This is a genomic window from Mesorhizobium sp. LNHC252B00 (genome assembly GCF_000502955.1).
In the GTDB taxonomy this organism is placed as follows: domain Bacteria; phylum Pseudomonadota; class Alphaproteobacteria; order Rhizobiales; family Rhizobiaceae; genus Mesorhizobium.
Map to the genome: position 1 here is coordinate 1 of NZ_AYWO01000041.1, position 16,305 is coordinate 16,305.

Annotated in this window: 22 protein-coding genes and 5 pseudogenes; 10 read left to right on the top strand and 17 right to left on the bottom strand. The window is 58.3% G+C overall.

Annotation, left to right across the window (positions count from 1 at the left end):
- Positions 1–325 precede the first annotated feature (325 nt).
- The gene (locus tag X744_RS142415) at positions 326–526 is read right to left on the bottom strand and encodes a hypothetical protein (protein WP_031261225.1); all 201 of its coding nucleotides are present in this window, start codon (positions 524–526) and stop codon (positions 326–328) included.
- 126 nt (positions 527–652) lie between these two features.
- On the bottom strand, positions 653–919 hold the full coding sequence (locus X744_RS142410) for a hypothetical protein (RefSeq protein ID WP_031261226.1): 267 nt from the start codon (positions 917–919) through the stop codon (positions 653–655).
- Positions 920–1,303: 384 nt separating this feature from the next.
- On the opposite strand from X744_RS142410, the gene X744_RS142405 reads away from it, so the two are divergent.
- Positions 1,304–2,113 (top strand): GGDEF domain-containing protein, encoded by an 810-nt coding sequence (locus X744_RS142405; RefSeq protein WP_023762541.1) that lies wholly within the window; start codon positions 1,304–1,306, stop codon positions 2,111–2,113.
- A 566-nt stretch (positions 2,114–2,679) separates the two neighbouring features.
- Here the strand turns inward: X744_RS142405 and X744_RS1000000175595 are convergent.
- The 5 genes and pseudogenes from X744_RS1000000175595 to X744_RS1000000175600 form a co-directional block, all read right to left on the bottom strand.
- A pseudogene (locus X744_RS1000000175595) lies at positions 2,680–2,882 on the bottom strand (DNA-binding protein).
- A gap of 419 nt (positions 2,883–3,301) precedes the next feature.
- Positions 3,302–3,612 (bottom strand): annotated as a pseudogene (locus X744_RS01000000170385) (hydrogenase); the annotation flags it as partial.
- Between the two features lie 176 nt (positions 3,613–3,788).
- On the bottom strand, positions 3,789–4,277 hold the full coding sequence (locus X744_RS142400; protein ID WP_023762546.1) for a plasmid partitioning protein RepB C-terminal domain-containing protein: 489 nt from the start codon (positions 4,275–4,277) through the stop codon (positions 3,789–3,791).
- Positions 4,264–4,455: pseudogene (locus X744_RS1000000172840) on the bottom strand (transposase); the annotation flags it as partial. The gene X744_RS142400 and the pseudogene X744_RS1000000172840, both read right to left, overlap by 14 nt.
- Before the next feature lie 266 nt (positions 4,456–4,721).
- Positions 4,722–5,363 carry a hypothetical protein gene (locus X744_RS1000000175600; RefSeq protein ID WP_031261231.1) on the bottom strand — a complete coding sequence of 214 codons (642 nt, stop codon included), beginning with the start codon at positions 5,361–5,363 and terminating at the stop codon, positions 4,722–4,724.
- 730 nt (positions 5,364–6,093) lie between these two features.
- Between X744_RS1000000175600 and X744_RS1000000175605 the strand changes: the two genes are divergently transcribed.
- A complete protein-coding gene (locus X744_RS1000000175605; RefSeq protein ID WP_245266852.1) occupies positions 6,094–6,843 on the top strand; it encodes a PAS domain-containing sensor histidine kinase in 750 nt (249 codons plus the stop codon).
- Positions 6,844–6,929: 86 nt separating this feature from the next.
- On the opposite strand, the gene X744_RS142385 is transcribed toward X744_RS1000000175605, so the two are convergent.
- Entirely contained in the window at positions 6,930–7,442 is a 513-nt protein-coding gene (locus tag X744_RS142385) for a ferritin-like domain-containing protein (protein ID WP_023762550.1), read from the bottom strand.
- 126 nt (positions 7,443–7,568) lie between these two features.
- Here X744_RS142385 and X744_RS1000000175610 point away from each other — a divergent pair.
- Positions 7,569–7,955, top strand: a pseudogene (locus X744_RS1000000175610) (helicase HerA-like domain-containing protein); the annotation flags it as partial.
- 28 nt (positions 7,956–7,983) lie between these two features.
- Positions 7,984–8,322: pseudogene (locus tag X744_RS1000000175615) on the top strand (hypothetical protein); the annotation flags it as partial.
- 41 nt (positions 8,323–8,363) lie between these two features.
- Here the strand turns inward: X744_RS1000000175615 and X744_RS142375 are convergent.
- From X744_RS142375 to X744_RS142360, 5 genes are all read right to left on the bottom strand, one after another.
- The gene (locus X744_RS142375; RefSeq protein WP_348626181.1) at positions 8,364–9,671 is read right to left on the bottom strand and encodes a divalent metal cation transporter; all 1,308 of its coding nucleotides are present in this window, start codon (positions 9,669–9,671) and stop codon (positions 8,364–8,366) included.
- A gap of 761 nt (positions 9,672–10,432) precedes the next feature.
- A complete protein-coding gene (locus X744_RS142370) occupies positions 10,433–10,633 on the bottom strand; it encodes a DUF2905 domain-containing protein (RefSeq protein ID WP_023762553.1) in 201 nt (66 codons plus the stop codon).
- 829 nt (positions 10,634–11,462) lie between these two features.
- Complete coding sequence (locus X744_RS1000000171180; protein WP_084025728.1) at positions 11,463–11,885, bottom strand: transposase; 423 nt, start codon at positions 11,883–11,885, stop codon at positions 11,463–11,465.
- 506 nt (positions 11,886–12,391) lie between these two features.
- Positions 12,392–12,619 carry a hypothetical protein gene (locus X744_RS142365; protein ID WP_023762555.1) on the bottom strand — a complete coding sequence of 76 codons (228 nt, stop codon included), beginning with the start codon at positions 12,617–12,619 and terminating at the stop codon, positions 12,392–12,394.
- Positions 12,620–12,703: 84 nt separating this feature from the next.
- Positions 12,704–13,018 carry a hypothetical protein gene (locus X744_RS142360; RefSeq protein WP_031261238.1) on the bottom strand — a complete coding sequence of 105 codons (315 nt, stop codon included), beginning with the start codon at positions 13,016–13,018 and terminating at the stop codon, positions 12,704–12,706.
- Between the two features lie 263 nt (positions 13,019–13,281).
- Between X744_RS142360 and X744_RS1000000176120 the strand changes: the two genes are divergently transcribed.
- The 3 genes from X744_RS1000000176120 to X744_RS142350 all read left to right on the top strand — a co-directional run bounded on the left by X744_RS1000000176120 (position 13,282) and on the right by X744_RS142350 (position 13,902).
- Positions 13,282–13,407 carry a hypothetical protein gene (locus X744_RS1000000176120; RefSeq protein ID WP_023762557.1) on the top strand — a complete coding sequence of 42 codons (126 nt, stop codon included), beginning with the start codon at positions 13,282–13,284 and terminating at the stop codon, positions 13,405–13,407.
- A 118-nt stretch (positions 13,408–13,525) separates the two neighbouring features.
- On the top strand, positions 13,526–13,723 hold the full coding sequence (locus X744_RS142355) for a hypothetical protein (RefSeq protein WP_156938636.1): 198 nt from the start codon (positions 13,526–13,528) through the stop codon (positions 13,721–13,723).
- Positions 13,693–13,902, top strand: coding sequence for a DUF2513 domain-containing protein (locus X744_RS142350; RefSeq protein WP_245266853.1), 210 nt, complete (start codon positions 13,693–13,695; stop codon positions 13,900–13,902). The genes X744_RS142355 and X744_RS142350 overlap by 31 nt, the downstream gene beginning before the upstream one ends.
- A gap of 20 nt (positions 13,903–13,922) precedes the next feature.
- Here the strand turns inward: X744_RS142350 and X744_RS1000000171185 are convergent, their stop codons facing one another.
- On the bottom strand, positions 13,923–14,141 hold the full coding sequence (locus X744_RS1000000171185) for a hypothetical protein (RefSeq protein WP_023762560.1): 219 nt from the start codon (positions 14,139–14,141) through the stop codon (positions 13,923–13,925).
- On the opposite strand from X744_RS1000000171185, the gene X744_RS1000000175620 reads away from it, so the two are divergent.
- The gene (locus X744_RS1000000175620) at positions 14,140–14,607 is read left to right on the top strand and encodes a hypothetical protein (RefSeq protein WP_023762561.1); all 468 of its coding nucleotides are present in this window, start codon (positions 14,140–14,142) and stop codon (positions 14,605–14,607) included. The genes X744_RS1000000171185 and X744_RS1000000175620 overlap by 2 nt on opposite strands.
- A 50-nt stretch (positions 14,608–14,657) precedes the next feature.
- Here X744_RS1000000175620 and X744_RS142345 read toward each other — a convergent pair whose 3' ends face one another.
- Together X744_RS142345 and X744_RS142340 are read right to left on the bottom strand one after the other, a co-directional pair.
- Positions 14,658–14,885: a hypothetical protein gene (locus X744_RS142345; protein WP_023762562.1), complete on the bottom strand. Its 228-nt coding sequence runs from the start codon at positions 14,883–14,885 to the stop codon at positions 14,658–14,660.
- A 159-nt stretch (positions 14,886–15,044) separates the two neighbouring features.
- Positions 15,045–15,272, bottom strand: a complete 228-nt coding sequence (locus tag X744_RS142340; protein ID WP_023762563.1) for a hypothetical protein — start codon at positions 15,270–15,272, stop codon at positions 15,045–15,047.
- Positions 15,273–15,359: 87 nt separating this feature from the next.
- Between X744_RS142340 and X744_RS1000000175625 the strand changes: the two genes are divergently transcribed.
- Both X744_RS1000000175625 and X744_RS1000000175630 read left to right on the top strand, forming a co-directional pair.
- Complete coding sequence (locus tag X744_RS1000000175625) at positions 15,360–15,542, top strand: hypothetical protein (RefSeq protein WP_023762564.1); 183 nt, start codon at positions 15,360–15,362, stop codon at positions 15,540–15,542.
- A 54-nt stretch (positions 15,543–15,596) separates the two neighbouring features.
- Positions 15,597–15,926, top strand: a complete 330-nt coding sequence (locus X744_RS1000000175630; protein ID WP_023762565.1) for a hypothetical protein — start codon at positions 15,597–15,599, stop codon at positions 15,924–15,926.
- On the opposite strand, the gene X744_RS142335 is transcribed toward X744_RS1000000175630, so the two are convergent.
- Entirely contained in the window at positions 15,917–16,216 is a 300-nt protein-coding gene (locus X744_RS142335; RefSeq protein WP_031261239.1) for a DUF1236 domain-containing protein, read from the bottom strand. The two genes, X744_RS1000000175630 and X744_RS142335, sit on opposite strands and share 10 nt — an antisense overlap.
- Between the last annotated feature and the right edge of the window lie 89 nt (positions 16,217–16,305).

The following is a 16,305-nucleotide window of genomic DNA, read 5'->3' on the forward strand; positions in this document are numbered from 1 at the left end:
AATCAGGCTTCAATGTAGTCGCGACCCGTGCGTGCCCGCCCAATCGCGCCCGCGACTACACAGAACCCTCCAGAATCTCAACAGGCCTTAGGCCGTTTTTTCATTGCCTTGGATCCCCACCCGGCGGCAAGAGCCATTCTCGCGCATCGGGAGGTTCAATAGGGACCTTGATTCCTGCACGCCTTACTATGGGTGGATAGCGGTGACGAACGGTTGCACCCCCTAAGAACAGGACTGAAACCGCCTTTGGCACACACCGCTGGTTCCAGCCAATCAGGCGTGCGAATGAAACAGATCAACCCCTGAACCGCGCTTGGGCTTTGAACTACCCGTAACGGCCCTCAAGCGCGCTTGCGATTCGCTCGCACAGCAGCTCGCCCGTGCTGATCTCCAGGTGGAGACGAAGTCGCGTTCCTTCCGCATCAATCATTGTGATTACGACGCCATGATCGCTGTAACCGGCCAAATCAAGAACGTCGCGAAGAATGAAGTCTTGGGTTTCATCGGCCCAATAGGGATTCTTCATCATTCCTCTCCTTGGCTGGCAGACAGCGATATAAGCATTCGAAGGGTGGCGGCTTTCCTACAATCATCGTACTTTTAAGTGGCTATGCTCTGGCTCGGCCTTGGCTCTGCGCTAATGGTGATGTTGCTAGCTGCGCCGGCATTTACCGTGACATTGCGGCCTCATCGCGTACCCGGCCATCTCGCCTGTGGGCTCCACCTTGTTTGCGGACTTCGTCTGCTTTGGCGCCGAAAGGGAAAGGCCGTGGAACTTTCGGCTGACTCCGCCCAGCACCGGGCTGATCAGAAATGACATGGACGCAATAGCCGAATTGCGATCCCAGTCATCGTGCATCTTCAGAACGGCGACGGTGCTCGTCATTTCATCATCGGCGTCGATAATTTCCCGAGCCATTCCAGCCATTCCATAAGTCTGGTGCGGGCATTGGGTTCGTCAAGTGGTGGCTAATGTAGGTGCAAATACGCTTGCGCGGATAACCCCAAGATATCAAATTCGAATAGCCCTGCGTCCTTGAGGATGTGGACTGCAGGAGGTATCGCGGCCATGTGCGCTAAACCGCGCGATATGTGAAAATCGCCAAGCTTCCACAGCAGCCAAACGGCCTAACACGCCGACGTCACAGCTACCGCCACGCCATTTTTGCAGAACTTGACGCAAACAACTTATGGACGTCCCTCTGGCAAGGTCGAGGGCCGCTTTTTGCACCAGCGCTTGGGCCCGAATAATCTTAGTCGAATTGGTAACGTCATATTCAGTGCCGGTGTTTAAAAAAACGATATGATGCCGAGCACCAATCGTATTCTGGGCAAATCAGTAATCGTGACGATAATTGCAGTCGTGGCGACCTTCGGTCTGTCGTTCACGGCCAGGCTTGCGTTGCAGATGCCGATCGACTGGCTGAGTTGGGTGGAATGTACCTTCATTCCCATCCTGATCGGAATGCCGGTCAGTGCCTACATTTTCGCCCAGTCGGAAACGATCCAGGATACCTGCGACAAGCTGGAGAAGTCACACACAGCCCTCAGAGAGGCGCACGAGAGGCTCACCTTCGTAACCAGCCACGACCCGATGACGGGGCTCCTTAGCCGCGGTGAATTCATGGCAAGGATGGACAGGAGGCGCGATGAAGGAGAATGCGACACGGTTCTCTTGATCGATCCGGATCATTTCTCCTCAATCAACGACAAACATGGACACTTCAAGGGTGACGAGACTTTGGTGCAGATTGCAAAGGCCCTCGTCTATGCGACACGCCCAGGTGACTCAATTGGCCGTCTTGGCGGGGAAGAGTTCGGGATCTTGCTGCGAGAGGCGCGCAAAGAGCAGGGAATGACGATTGCGGAGAACATCCGTCGGAATATCGAGGGGATTCCCTGGGTCCGGGGGCAACAGGACGTCGTAGAGGTGACCGTCAGCATCGGGGGTGCAGAAATCTCTCGCAATGCAGATACTCAGAACGTCCTCCGCATTGCCGGACGGTGCCTTTTTGAAGCGAAACAACGTGGGCGGAACCGCGTGTCGTTCGAATATGAGCCAACCAGGTTGCAAGACGCAGAAGAGCGAAAGACACGCCGCAGATTCGAATGAACCCCTGCCGATGAGCCGCGCTAGCAGACGCCAAAAAATGATGGCAGTCGAGTTGGCATGGCTGGTGCATAGCTGGTGCATGTCACCAGGCGGCTCAGGCGATTCCCTTCGCCTTCCGGTCTCTCAAGTCATCGGCCTCTGTTGGCTTCAGCCTCACGACTAGCACACCGTCAAGAGTAGCCGGCTGTCCGGTGAAGACGTCAGTGATCGACTAGAGACCACTATGTGCACTATGTGCTCGCTGCATGTCGTAGCGCTTAGTCATCGATTCAATATACGTCGAATGTGGCCGGTGGGACCAGGCGCTGGTTCCCTATAACTCCTGAGCGCTATGAGTAGGCAAGCGGGACGTTCCGACGCTTTGGCGAATGGACGCTGCTGTTTGCCTGGATGCCGGTTGTTGGAGATGCCTTCACCATTGCGGCAGGCGCGGCACGCGTGGATCTCTGGGTATTCGTTGCTCTTGTCGCAATGGGCAAGGCCGCACGCTATGCGGCGGTCGTTGCGGGAGGACTGTGGGCGATCACATGAGTTGCCGTCCTCATCGGTACCGCAAGCAGCGCTTTCTATACGCGCGAGCCACGGCAGATCACGATATTCTTTCGATCCCATGCATCGAGCTCCTCAAGGGGATATAGCACTGCCTCGCCGATCTTGATGTAGGTCGGCCCGATTTTCATCGCGCGCCAATTGCGGAGTGTTCCGACGGAAACACCCCGCGATAGCGCCCTGAGACTTCTTCGTCCGTGAGAAATTTTCTTTCTTACATTAGATGCCTCAACATGCATCGTCGACCGGTTCGGTTCGACGACCGTCAGTTGTTGCGAGCGGAGCCGACCGGAGTGCCGTGGCGTTACTTCAGGCACGCACCGCAACTGTCGAACACGCTCTTGTACGGACACAGTGAGGCGCGTTTTTCGATGAAGGGAAGAGGCTGAATACGATGATCGTAGCCTCGGATAGCTTCGGATAGAAATCGGATGGTTGCTGTAGCCACCCAGCAAAAATAGTCCGAGCCGCGTCAAACCAATTGATATGCCGAAAGTCGCTGCTGTCGATCTTGGATGTCGCCTTCACCTCGATCAATGCCACCAAGCGGCCCGGCGCTTCCGCAAGGGTATGCTTTGGACACATGACACATGCAGCGACAAGGCCGGCCTGGATAAGCCTCCACATCGATATTCAGCCTCATGGACCACGCTTTGAATTCACGCCCTCAAGCAAGGCGAGCAGGCCTGTCAGAATTTCGATTGGCGCTGGCGGGCACCCGGGAATGTGCAGGTCGACAGGCAGAGCCTCCGACACGCCGCGCATCACGGCATAGCTGCCAGCGAAACAGCCGCCGTTGCTGGCACAATGTCCGAGTGCGAGGCGACCACCCATTGGGGATTGGGAGTTGCGTCGTAGGTTCGCTTCAGTGCCTCTCGCATATTCTTGGTCACGGGCCCGGTGACGAGCAGTACATCGGCATGGCGCGGCGATGCGACGAACCGGATTCCATGACCGCCGCGGGTGTTCCATCCTGTCGGGCAGGAATTGGAAACCATCCGGTTCCGGCGGCTGGTCGAAATCAAAGCGCGTGATCTGGAAAGATTAGTAAGCCATGTAGTGTTGGCGCGTCAAAAGGAAATCCGGTAGTGCGCCGAGCGGCTGTGGAGCCGGCCCGCTCCCCCACCTATTTGAGGAAGAGCACCGACAGATTGTGAAACTCTTCAAAATGGCCAGGAAAATTGCGCGCCAGATACCGCACCACCTTGGAATTATCCATCAGCCGTTCAAAATAGCGGCTGGCTGCGACAAGCTCCCCACTTGGCCACGCTGTTCCACGGCGCTTAGAGCCGCAAGGGCTCAGCCTGCCCAGCTCGAGCGCCATCGCGCCTCGCATGCCTTCAGTCAGGTTGGCGATCGTGGTGGGATGGAAATCCTTGGACAGCAGGGCTTGTGGTGTAAGAGCGATGAGCATCCTTGCGTAGGTGAGCCTGACCCGGTCCATTGCCACCATCAGGCGGGCAATCTCCAATCGCCTGGCTGAAAGCACCTTCTGGAGCAACCCGAAAATCTTTGTTTTCACTGGGCTGTCCCGAAGCACGTCGAAGACGTCCGGGCAAACTCCGCTAACAGGTTCCCGGTTTTCACCTATGTCGGAAGCAGGATCGCGCGCCATGAACAAAGATCTTGCGGACGTGACGGTTCCCACGCTTGCTGATGCCGAGGAGTTTCTGCTTGCCTTCGGTCGAGTGTTCCCGCGGGACAAGGCCCAGCCATGCAGCCAGATCGCGGGCCTTCTGAAACTGACGTCCGTTGCCGACGACCGCAAGAAGGGCCGTGGCGCCCAAGGTTCCGCGATCTCTACGACAATTAAATCTTATCCAGCTGATGGAATCGGAGACAAGCTTCTCCATTCGCTGTGCCACACAGCCGGAACCCGGAGGACAAGGGGGTCGCGGCGGCCGCTCATTGAGGAATGCATCAGACAAACGTACTGCTGAGCCGATATGGCCCAGACCGGATAAAACACGGATGCCGGCGCGATTCGTCGGCGTCGCTCCGCCCCAAATTGCCGCGCCATATTCGCTTGAACTAAAGCTTGCCGTTCGGAGCTCGCCGATTATGGTTGGCGGATCCTGAGGGGCATGAGGTAGAGGCTTGCAACGACGGTCCGTTCGATTGCACCTGCTCGGATCGATCGCAGCCGCGATCGTCCCGGTCTGGCTGTTCGCGGCCTATTTGCTGGTGCAATACGCTCTGCATGAGAGATACCGTTTCGAACAGGATGCCGTGCAAACGGCCAGGCAGGGTTTCGCTCGTTGTCGAAGGTGAACTCGTCAATCTTCAGACAATCCTCAATGGCTTGTCGAAATCGGCCGCCCTTGCCAACGGTGATCTGCAAACCTTTCACCGAGAGGCGCTCAATCTGGTCCGGGCAACGGACCGAGTCGTCGTCCTGAGAGATCTCGGTCACACTCAGCTGATGAACACCGGGATTGGCTACGGCAGCAATCTGCCGCCGGTCGACCCCATAGCTGATCACGATCGCGAAAGAATCAGGACCTCCGGATTTTTCGTCAGTGATGTCTTCGCCGCCCTGGGTTCGAGTAGCTACCGCGTTCAAATTGCCATCCGAGTGCCAGCGCCCAAAGGCGAGGACCTGATTCTTTCGATCTCTGTCCCAACGACCCGCATCCGCAATGTGATGATGCCAGCCGTGCCCGAGGGCTGGACGGTCGGGGTTGGAGATCGTGACGGACATTTTGTGGCACGCTCCAAGTTGCACGAAGAGATGAGCGGTAAACCCGGACTACCGGAATATGTGGAGAAAGTCGTTGGCCGCTCCGGCAGCTTTACATCCCGCAATCTCGAAGGAACCAAGCTGCTAGCCGGCTTTTACAGGTCCCCTTACTCGGATTGGTTTTATACCGCCAACCTGCCGCTTTCGGTAGCGCAGGCCCCGCTCTGGCGCTCGCTCGCCGCGATTAGCGGCATAGGCCTCTTGTCCCTCCTTGTATCGATTGCGCTCGGATACACAGTCGGCAGACAATTCACGGGTGCCACCGCCGATCTAGCCGCACGCGCTGAGGCGCTCGGGCAGCAGCGCAAGGTCGAGCCGCTATACACCTCGGTTAAGGAGTTTGCCGCCATCGCCGAGGCGCTGGTTGAGGCGGAGCGGGCCATCACCGAACGCCGAACGGAGCTGGAAACTGTGTTGGATACGGTACCGGCGGGGGTCTGGTTCACCTATGACCCGAAAGCGCTCCAGGTGATCCGTAACCGCTTCGCGGCGGAACTCATGGGTTTGCCGACTGACGGCGCAAAATCCTTTGGCAGACCGCAGCACGTGATCGACACTATCGCGGTCAAGGATGGCCATATCATCAGCCGAGAGGACCGGCCGCTAAGCCGGGCAATGCGTGGAGAACTGGTCGACCACGAAGAGTTCGCCTACACGCTTNAGCCGAGAGGACCGGCCGCTAAGCCGGGCAATGCGTGGAGAACTGGTCGACCACGAAGAGTTCGCCTACACGCTTCCGTCTGGCGTCGAGCGTTTTCTGCTATCCAGCGCGCGGCCTATTCGCAATCCAGATGGCGCGATCGTTGGAGCTGTGCAAATCAGCCTCGACATCACCGACCGCAAACGCGGCGAAGAGCAACGCAAATTGCTGGCCAATGAGCTCAACCACCGCGTCAAGAACACGCTTGCTGTCGTCCAATCAATCGCGGGCCAGACAATCCGCAACGCCACCAGTCTATCGGAGGCAGGAAAGATGCTGTCCAGCCGGCTCGTCTCGCTGGCAAAGGCACATGACTTGCTAACGCAGCGGAACTGGAGCGGCGCAGATCTCAATGATCTTGTTTTGGCATCGGTCACGCCGCACGCGCCGGTCGAACGCTTTCAGATCGGCGGCGAGACGGTGTGGCTCCCATCCAACATTGCCCTTTCAGCAGCTTTGGCGTTCCATGAGCTGACGACCAACGCGATCAAATACGGGTCGCTGTCGAATGCGACGGGAAGCGTTTCGATCCATTGGAAGCTTGTCGGCAAGGGCCAGCATCGCCGGCTCGAGCTCGAATGGCGCGAAGTTGGAGGTCCGCCTGTTGGTCCTGGTGGGCGCAAAGGCTTCGGCACGCAGCTTCTGGAGCGCGTGTTTGATTTCAATAAGTCAGATCGCGTCGTACTCAATTTTGAGAAGTCGGGGCTGATCTGCGAGTTCCGGCTGACCTTGCCTCACTGAAATGGCGGTGTCGCGGCTGGCCGAACGGCGCACCCCAAGGAGGCGCTCGGGGTTCATGGTTGCGGCTGAGGCGCTTCACAATCGCGTTATGCGGCTTCGGCAGCCATGTTGACCGTCGATTCAGCGAGTTGGGTCAGCGCCTCGTCGGTCGCCTTCTCTTCTCCCAGCGTGAGTTTGAGGAGCGATACCGCTTCATCGAGCCCGAGTTCGGAAGCCCAGGTTAACAAAGTCCCGTAGCGGGAGATTTCGTAGTGCTCGACAGCCTGCGCTGCGGCCAGCAGCCCGGCATCCAAGGCAGCTGCGCCCTTGTACTCTTCCATGATTTCTGCGCCCTCCTCGGTCATCCCGACGATGGCCGCGCAGGTCTTGCCCTGCGGCTTCTTGCCGATCACTTCGAACACCTCTTCGAGGCGGGCAACGTGTTCCTTCGTTTCGCCGCGGTGCTTTTCGAACGCCGCCTTCAAATCTGGGCTTTGCACCGCTTTGGCCATTTTCGGCAAAGTCGCAAGAATCTTCTTTTCGGCAAAATAAATGTCCTTCAGCGTACCGTGGAAAAGTTCGGTCAAACCTTTGGTCGAGGCCTTATTCGTAGTTGCCATGGTGTTTTCTCCCGTTCTCGCCTCGGAACGAGGCAGGAATGCAACTCAATGTGCGGCAAGTTGTTCCCGTTCTTTGTGAGTGGCCTGCATTCATTCTAATCTAGGCCAAGGGCGCTCGATGTCTGAATGGTCGAGATTCCCGGCGTGTCAAACTCGTCCGCTCAGATAGCACCAATAGGGCATGGATTTCATAAGTTAACTCTTAAGGCCGGCGTACGGAGCGCTCGCCTCCTACCTGACAGCCGCCTCTGCCATTCGAACGAACATCGTGATCTGCCGTGCGCCAAACCGACATGCCGTGCGAACCGCAATGCAGGGCCGGCGATCGCCTATTCGGCGAGCCGCCGTTCGATATCGCCGATTTCACGGCGCTCGACGCGCAGGGCAGGGAACCACAAGCTCTTGCATGCGGACAAGCTACTCGAAGCGCTAAAGCTCTTGCTGCTTTGGCTGCTGACCGCACCCTTCCGCAAGTTGCCGGACGCCGGCGATCTCGCGAAGCCCAAGCTAGTTCTTCTCGACGAGGCGCACCTGCTGTCCAAGGGCGCGCCGAAGCGGCTGCCCGACGCACTGGACCGCCGACATGATGGCGGCCACGGCCGGCATCAAGCCGAGTTCGGTGCGTTGCATGTGGAAGGCGAACGGGCTGCAGCCCAACCGCTGGCGCCAGTTCAAGCGTCTCAAGCGATCCGCGGTTTGTGGACCAACTGCGTGACGTCGTCGGCTCAATGTTGATGCGCCTGCTCAATGCGATCGACGCCGAAGTGCCGGCCGGCGAGGACGCTTCATCTTCCACTTCACACCGATCTCGTGCTAGTGGCTCAACACGGTCGAGGGCTTCTTCGCAAAATTGTCGAAGCTTCGCCTAAACCGAGGCGTTCGATGGACCACGCGCGACAATAAGGTCATCCCCACTCCTTCCTATCTGAAAATGAACATAGCGGCGGTTGCGCCGGCCATGATCGCGGTGACGGTCCATCCGAGAATACGCTGGCCAATCGTGGCCACGAACCGACCCATCTCGTGCCTGCGCGAAGCTACGATCATCATCGCCGCCATGATGGGCACGGAAATCACGCCATTGATGACAGCGGTCCAGAACAGGGCCTTGATCGGATCGATCGGCGAATAGTCGACAGCGATGCCGAGTACCGTCGCCAACCCGATCACCGTGTAGAAACCCACTGCTTGCCACGGCTTGTTCTCGAGACCGGTCTTCCAGCCTCGGGATTCGCCGACGGCGTAAGCGGCCGAGCCCGCCAAAACCGGGATGGCAAGAAGACCGGTGCCGATGATGCCAAGACTGAAGAGCATGAATGCGAATTCGCCAGCTACCGGCCGCAACGCGTCGGCGGCATCGGCGGCAGTCTGGATGTCGGTCATGCCACTGGCGTGCAGTGTGACGGCGGTCGTCAGGATGATGAAGAAGGCGATCAGGTTGGAGAAACCCATGCCGGCATAGGTGTCCCACTGGATTCGACCCAGCTCGTAGGTTGCTTGAGAGGGCTTTCTTAGGAGTGGCTTAGCAGCGTCCGCCTCTTCATCCTCCACCTCCTCCGATGCCTGCCAGAAGAAGAGATAAGGGCTGATGGTGGTGCCGATGATCGCCACCACCATGGTGATCATATCCCCGGTCAAGCTGAGCTGGGGCACAAACGTACGTAGGGCAACATCGCCCCAATCAATATGAATGGTAAAAATAACACCGACATAGGCGAACAACACTAGCGTCAGCCATTTCAGGTAGCGGACATACCGGTGATACGGAATGAACAGCTGTGCGACCAGCGAGACGACGGCAAATCCAACGGTGAAAGTGTGCTGGCCCCAGCCAAGCACCAGTTTTGCAGCCGCACCCATCGCCGCCAGATCGGCCCCGATATTGATCGTGTTGGCGATGAATAGAAGCGTCACCAGGATCATGACGATCCAAGCCGGAAAGACGCGGCCCATATTGGCGGCAAGCCCATGTCCGGTGACGCGGCCGATCCGGGCGCTGATCATCTGAATGGCGCACATCAGCGGATACGTGAAGACCATGCTCCAAAGCATGTTCATGCCGAACTGTGCGCCAGCTTGCGAATAGGTGGCGATGCCGCTGGGATCGTCGTCGGCGGCTCCGGTGATGAGCCCTGGCCCCAGCCGCTCTATCAGGGTGGCCCGGCGTAACCGATGCACAACGGGTCGACGCAATTTTGAGCTGGAAGACGGCTTTGCTTCAGTAGTCACCGGCCAACTCTCCATCCCGATCAGAAAAGTGAAGTCGACGGGAATTCTTTCGTGATCATGCCAGCTTCCATAAGACGAGAAGAGACGGGAAAAGAGTAGCGATCGCTTCATCCCAATAGGTGAGTGTCGGTGCGTGAAATGGCGTCTTCCGAACTACCGCAATACCAACGTCCAATAAGGCGGCGAGAAACAGCAAGTTGACCAGCGTTCGGCCAAATTCCCACAGCCAATGCGCCGACGCGAGACATACGAAAGGCGAGCTTAAGCAGGAAGCGCGTCAAAACATATCGGCTTGCGGGATCCGGTAAAGTTCGCATTGCTTCCAACAGAGGCCTTGCCGAGATTTCGCTGGGGCAAGGTAAATAACCTTCCTACCAACGCAACGGTTCCGATCGCCGCTGGGGACAGCGTGGCTGGAATCTGCGCAAGCGACACTACGCATGGGCATTGCGGCGTGTCGCCGTTGGTGACCGCAGCGACGCCGCCAATCGCAGCCCTCGCGCCGGTCCAGCTCGGAAGGGCCATACCGGCGCGCTGCATGACGTATTGGGTAACGTGGCGGCAACGGTCACGAACACGAGCCGCTGGGCACGCGGGCCAGTTGGCGCGCACGCCGCGACTTTGCGCCAGTGCGCTTTCGCCACTGGTCGGGCCGATTGTCGTAGCAAGATTTGTCCACCGCCCCCAGCTCCTCGGGGACAGAATGCGAGCATTGCGAGGAAGGGTCCAGGTGGAGGGCGGCTGTAGACCCAAGTATCCCGCTACCGGTTGATCAGCCACAGAATAATCGAGAGCACGACGCTGATAACTATCCCGGTGGCGATCGGAGCATAAAACGCGAAGTTTTCACGCTCGATGACGATGTCACCAGGCAGCCTGCCAAGGCCGATCCGCGACAACCACGGCCACAGTAAGCCTACGGCCACTATGATGAGGCCAACAACAATCAGGGCTCGTGACATAGCATCGTCCTGCCAGAGATATAGTGGCACCGGATCTCACCGGTAGGTTAAGGATTTCTGCGATGAGAGGTAGTGCGCTCCGCTGGTACCCGCTCGCCCGCATGGTCGCGCGAGGCAGAGAAGTTCCACAGTCAGACCTTTTCAGATCGTGTTATACGAGTGGCTGGAAACTAACGGTTACCGGCGGTCCGGACAATCGACTAAGATAGCGAGACAGACTGCTTCCCTTTTCACTTGGGGGCGGTTAGACGGCCTTCAACGGGCAGATCACACCTCATTGGATGCGCGCACGGCGTGTCGGTCTGGCGCACGGCAGATCACGATATTCTTTCGATCCCATGCCTCGAGCTCCTCAAGGCCCGATTATCGTCGCGCGCCAATTGCGGAGTGTTCCGACGGAAATCCCCGCGATAGCGCCCTGAGACTTCTTCGTCCGTGAGAAATTTCTTTCTTCCATTGGATGCCTCAACATGCATCGTCGACCGGTTCGGTTCGACGACCGTCAGCTATTGCGAGCGGAGCCGACCGGAGTGCCGTGGGCCACTTCAGGCACGCACCGCAACTGCCAACCGCAAGACCCGAGCCGTCCTATTTGGACGGAACGGGAACGTCGAGTTCAGGCGGGCGGTCCGGCTGTCTTTTTAGCGGCTTCATCTTGGATCCTCATGGACTTCGATCGATCCAACTGTACGCCTTCACCTTAGAAACCGGCGCCGCCTCTTTGGATGGGCTTCGCGACTTAGGCGCACCGCCCCCGGCCTCGGATTGACGCGCGACTCTTTCGCTGCAAAGGTGTATTAACGACTTGTTTACCAAACGTCAGTCACGGCTAAGAATTGGGGCGCTGGAAGGGACAGGCGGAGTTCATGGCCAGCTTGATGCGGCGTACCGAGACGCTGACCAGGGCGCCGATCTTGAACAGCTTGAGACGGATGGTGGCGCAGCTTGCCTTGGCGAGCCGTGTGTCCACCAGGCCGATGCGGCGCAACGCGCAAAAATCTTCATAGCCAAGCGCGAGCGCGAAGATGCGCTGGCCGACAAGCGTCTTCACCTCATGCTCGATCAATGCCGGACGGCGGGCATCCACGAAGCAGCGGGCAAAGCGGCCGACCAGCCCGATCGCCCGGTCCGTCAGCCCCAGCAGAAGCGCGCCGGCGTCGGAGGTGATCGTTCCACCGTCAAAACCGGCCACGACGGCACGCCTTTCAACAGGTGCAAAATCAAACCGTTCCAGTATACACTCTGCTTGCATCGGGGAATACCTCTGCTCAAGGTAAGTCTTTGTCGCAGAAGCATTTTCCTTGATTCGGAGCCCCGATGCACTTCAACTGTGTGAGATATCCGGGCTAAGCCGCCGCCTGGAGGGTCGTCCTACATATTGCTGCAGGGCGGCACCGGCGGTCTCGGCTTGTGCGGTGTCGTCTGGCGCATCGGCCAGTTGGGTGCGACGGAGCGACTTGCCAAAGAGTTGGCGATTGGCTTGATTGGAATGGTTGGCGTGGCAGCCCGCCGCTTCAGCAAAGCCGCAGACATCTTGGCCACAAGATCTCTAACTTCCATAGGCGTCTCCTCCCGAGAAACGCCCGCCCGCGGATTATCCATAGCACAGTCGCGAGCCCGCCAGCGTTAAAGTTTGACATGGCGGCAGATGACCGGGGGGCGAGGTCCACAATCCATGCAGCGTCGCCGGTGGGCACCGCGGCGATTTCCAGGCGGACCGGAGGAATGAGACGCCGGCCAGCTTCAACCTACGCGAAGTCATTCATTGCTGCTGGGGGGATCCATCAAGCGGTCTGTGGCCTCGACCAGAAACCGCATCCTGCTGCGGAGCGCTATATTCGCGGCCAGCATTTCTTCTGTTCGTTTAATCGCGATCTCAGTCCGGTTGATGCGCTGCTTCGCACTCGCGACTTCCGAGGTCAAAATATCAGCCGCCATGCCGTGGCCTTGGGGTTCCATGGTATCCATCATGATTTGGTAACTCATGGCGAACCGGTTCGTTCCGTAGCTACTGCGCGATGCGTGGCCCGGCTTTCATTGAGATCAAAAAGCCGGGCCATCGGCCTCCGATCAATAGTCGCTATCGCTGTTGTCGTCCTGCTGGATGATTACGTGACGGTGGCGATGGAGGGGACGATCGACCGATCCGGTGATCATCACGCCCGAGCGGTGATGCCGGCGCCCCTGGTCGTAGAAGGTCACCTGACCATGATGACGCCGATGCAGACGCTGGCCGTACTGATTGATCATCACTGCGTTGTCATTGTTCCAATAATGATGACGGTGGTGCCGGTGGCTTTGGATGACGATGGAATCATCCGCCGAAGCGACCGCAGGCGCGGCCAAGCAAAGCGCCAAGGCGCTCATAATCAGGGTGGCTCTCATTATCAATTCTCCGAAAAATTAAGATGCCCTTCGCTGGGTAAACATTGCTCGTACGCTTTGGTTCCTGCCTCGGAAGGTGGCTGGGACGGCCAGCAGCCTGTCGGGGGCGCTGTATGACGGTGGCCCCACACTCGACTGCCGAGGCGTCGACAACACCGATCTGGAATACGAACCTAGACTGCATAAGTCGCCGTTACCTATACGGACAGTTTCATTGCCAGGTCGATTGATGGTGCCGGCTCATCGACACCACGGCCAATGTGATGCTCACCATGCAGCGGGCGATCCTCGGCGGCTTCGCTGCCACGTCGAAGAACGCCTTGTACTACCGCAAGATCACGCTGACGGCGCCCGTGGCCAGCTCCTCGCTGCCGGGGCTTTCAGCATGATCGCCAGGCTCGCCTCCCTCCTGTCCTCTAGCATCGTGCTGGCGCTGCCGTGGTAGCCGCTATGATTTCATCCGGTTTTCAGATTATTGTCGCGCTTGACCCATTGGGGAGGGCTGGCGTGAAACGCGACATGGAATTGATCCGGGAAATCATGCTCGCAGTGCAGTATCGAACCGACTTGACACCAAAACCGCTGACACTGGAAGGCCATGACGAAGTGGTGGTTGGCCGTCATATCGAGATGCTTTCCGCGCGGGCTTCATCGAAGGGCCGCCGTCCAGACGGATCAACGCGCCCTATGCGCTTGTTTTCATGAAAGACTTATCTTGGGAAGGTCGCGACTTCCTTGCGGCTTTGCAAAACAAAGGCGTCTGGAACCAGATAAAGCAGTCGTTTTCTGCCGCCGAATTGGCCGGGTTGCCCCTCAGTGTGGTGAAGGATCTAGGTCTACTGAAAGAGTGCGCCAAATCCAAAGTTGGTTTGATCACCGGTTAGCCTTGCGCATAAGTCTCCACTTATGCAATATCGTGTTCCAAGCGCGGCGCGGCATGCTGGCACGGACAGACCCTCTTCCTCGCGATATCCTCTCCGGCATGGTCGTCGATCCTCGCGTGAAAGCGCTTTGCCAGGAATTTGACGTCAGGATCGTCAGCAAATCGGCCTACCCGCCTCCGGGAGAGACCCGAGCCGTCGCCACGATCCGGCGGATCATCGATCGCCACGGCGTCGAACATGCTCGCCTCGTCATGTGCATCCTTGCTGAAGGGCAGGGGCAACAACGCCCTGATAGACGAAACCTCCCTGACGGCGATCTCTGACCTGCTGCGCGCCTGTCCCGACCTGGTCGAGCAACACACCACGGCGCTGCTCGAGATGTTCGATTTGATCCCGCTCGGGCCAATGATGGCGCTTGCCCACGAGCTCCGCGGGATCATTCACCAGGGCCATGCGCTCGCGGGCATGATTTACATGATGGCGCGGCAGCGACAGGGGGCGCCCCACACGTCGACAATCGCATCCGAGCGAGCGAGGCCGCAAAGGGTCGATCAACTGGTGCTCGGCGCTCCGAAGATCGCAAGCTGGCGATCGGGCACCAGCTGCTGGAGGCCAAGGCATCATTGCCGCGCGGTCATTTCGGGCCTTGGCTGGACAAGCAGGAAGGTCTTTCCCGCCGTATGGCGCATCAGTGTATGGCACTGAGGGCAAGGCAGGGCGATTGTTGACGCGCTTCGAGCAAACGACACAGGCAGTCACTTCTTGCAATCTGGAAGCTTCTTCAAGGCATCGTTCGCTTCCGCCTCGGTCTTATATGTGGCCTTCGTAAGCTCTATGACCAGGGTTCCGTCTGGCTTCTTTGTCACCACCTCGCACTGCTTCGAAACGGCATCCTTTGCGGCCCAATATTGGGTAGTGTCTGCAAATGCGGAAGCTGGAAATTGAATGAGCAGCGCTATAGTTGTTGCGATTTGGCGTACCATTTTTGTACTCCCCTTTGGATCAAATAACAGAACGTGCGGCTTTGGGCTCTGTTCCCTAGAAGGAACCTGCGTTCACGCTGGCCATAAGCGGGCGCCAGGACGCGCGGGACGCTTCGGCGGTCAGCGGAAACGCGCATCGGCAGGCTTCCCTGTGGCGGCTTACGGTTTGATACTGGGGGAAGGCGATTTCATCATCACGCGCAATTGCATCTGATCGATAGTTGCGACTATGGCCGCAGCAATCGCTTCCGCCTCATGGATCAGCTCCGGCCCATAGAGCCCGTTGACCACCTCTTCGCTCGGCAGCACGCCGGGCGGGCAGTGCTCCTCGATTGTACGCCGGATGAGCGTCAACGCTGCCCGGCATTCGTCGGTCTGGATCTTCATAACCAATGAAACATGCATTGAAGCTAAAATGTTCCGGAACCGATTGCCGATCTTGTGGCTTAAATCGCGGTTTTGTGATTCCTGTCCATGCGTTTGAAGTTCGTCGCGCTTTTGATGCCGACCTTGGTGGAGAAGCCTCCGGAGGGCGATAGCTGGATTCACGAGGTCAAGTTCGACGGGTACCGGTCACAGCTTATCATCGATAAAGACGGCACCAGGATTTACACGCGCAACGGCCACGACTGGGCGGCGAAGTATCGCGACCGGTAAACGAAAGCTAAGAGCCTCGGCGCGGAAAGCGCCATCGTCGACGGCGAGATCATCGTGTTTAACGAAGCCGGCCTGTCCGATTTCGGCGAGTTGCGCAAGCAGCATGACCTCTCTTTCGTCGCGTTCGACCTGGTGCACCTCAATGGACACGATCTGCGCGACATGGCGCTGGAGGAGCGGCGCGAGATCTTGGTCAGCATGATCGAGCCGGGCGGGAGCATCCAGTTCAGCGAACCTCTGCCGGGTGATGCAAAGGCAATCTATCACCTGCCCTCGAGGCCGGCCTCGAGGGCATGGTGTCGAAGCGGCGCGACAGCAAATACCGGAGCGGGCCGTCGAGGCACATGGGCGGCGGGGGTTCAGCGAAAGGTTAGTCAGTCGTAAACCTTGATGATCTTGCGAGTGCCTGGATCCACGAGAACCGTCCGATTGTCGATCACGACATAGCGGTATTTGACGTTGGGCACTTCATGCAACTCGACTGTGTCGGGCAGCGCTGTGCCGATATTGAGTTCCACGCCGGGAACCTTCAACGATGCCAACGGCTGCTTTTTCACATACTCATGGATGACCGTATCCTGTTCGGGCGTAATGATCACGTCCTGAGCAGCGACCGCGCCGACACCAGCGAAGAGCAACAACGCCGCAGCGGCGCCCGCAAGATGCATTCTCATGATTTTCTCCTCTTGCGGCCGGCGCACCACGACATCGTCCAAGCCGACCTCCAAACCGAACTTGGGGCAACGTCAAACGTTCCGGGTTG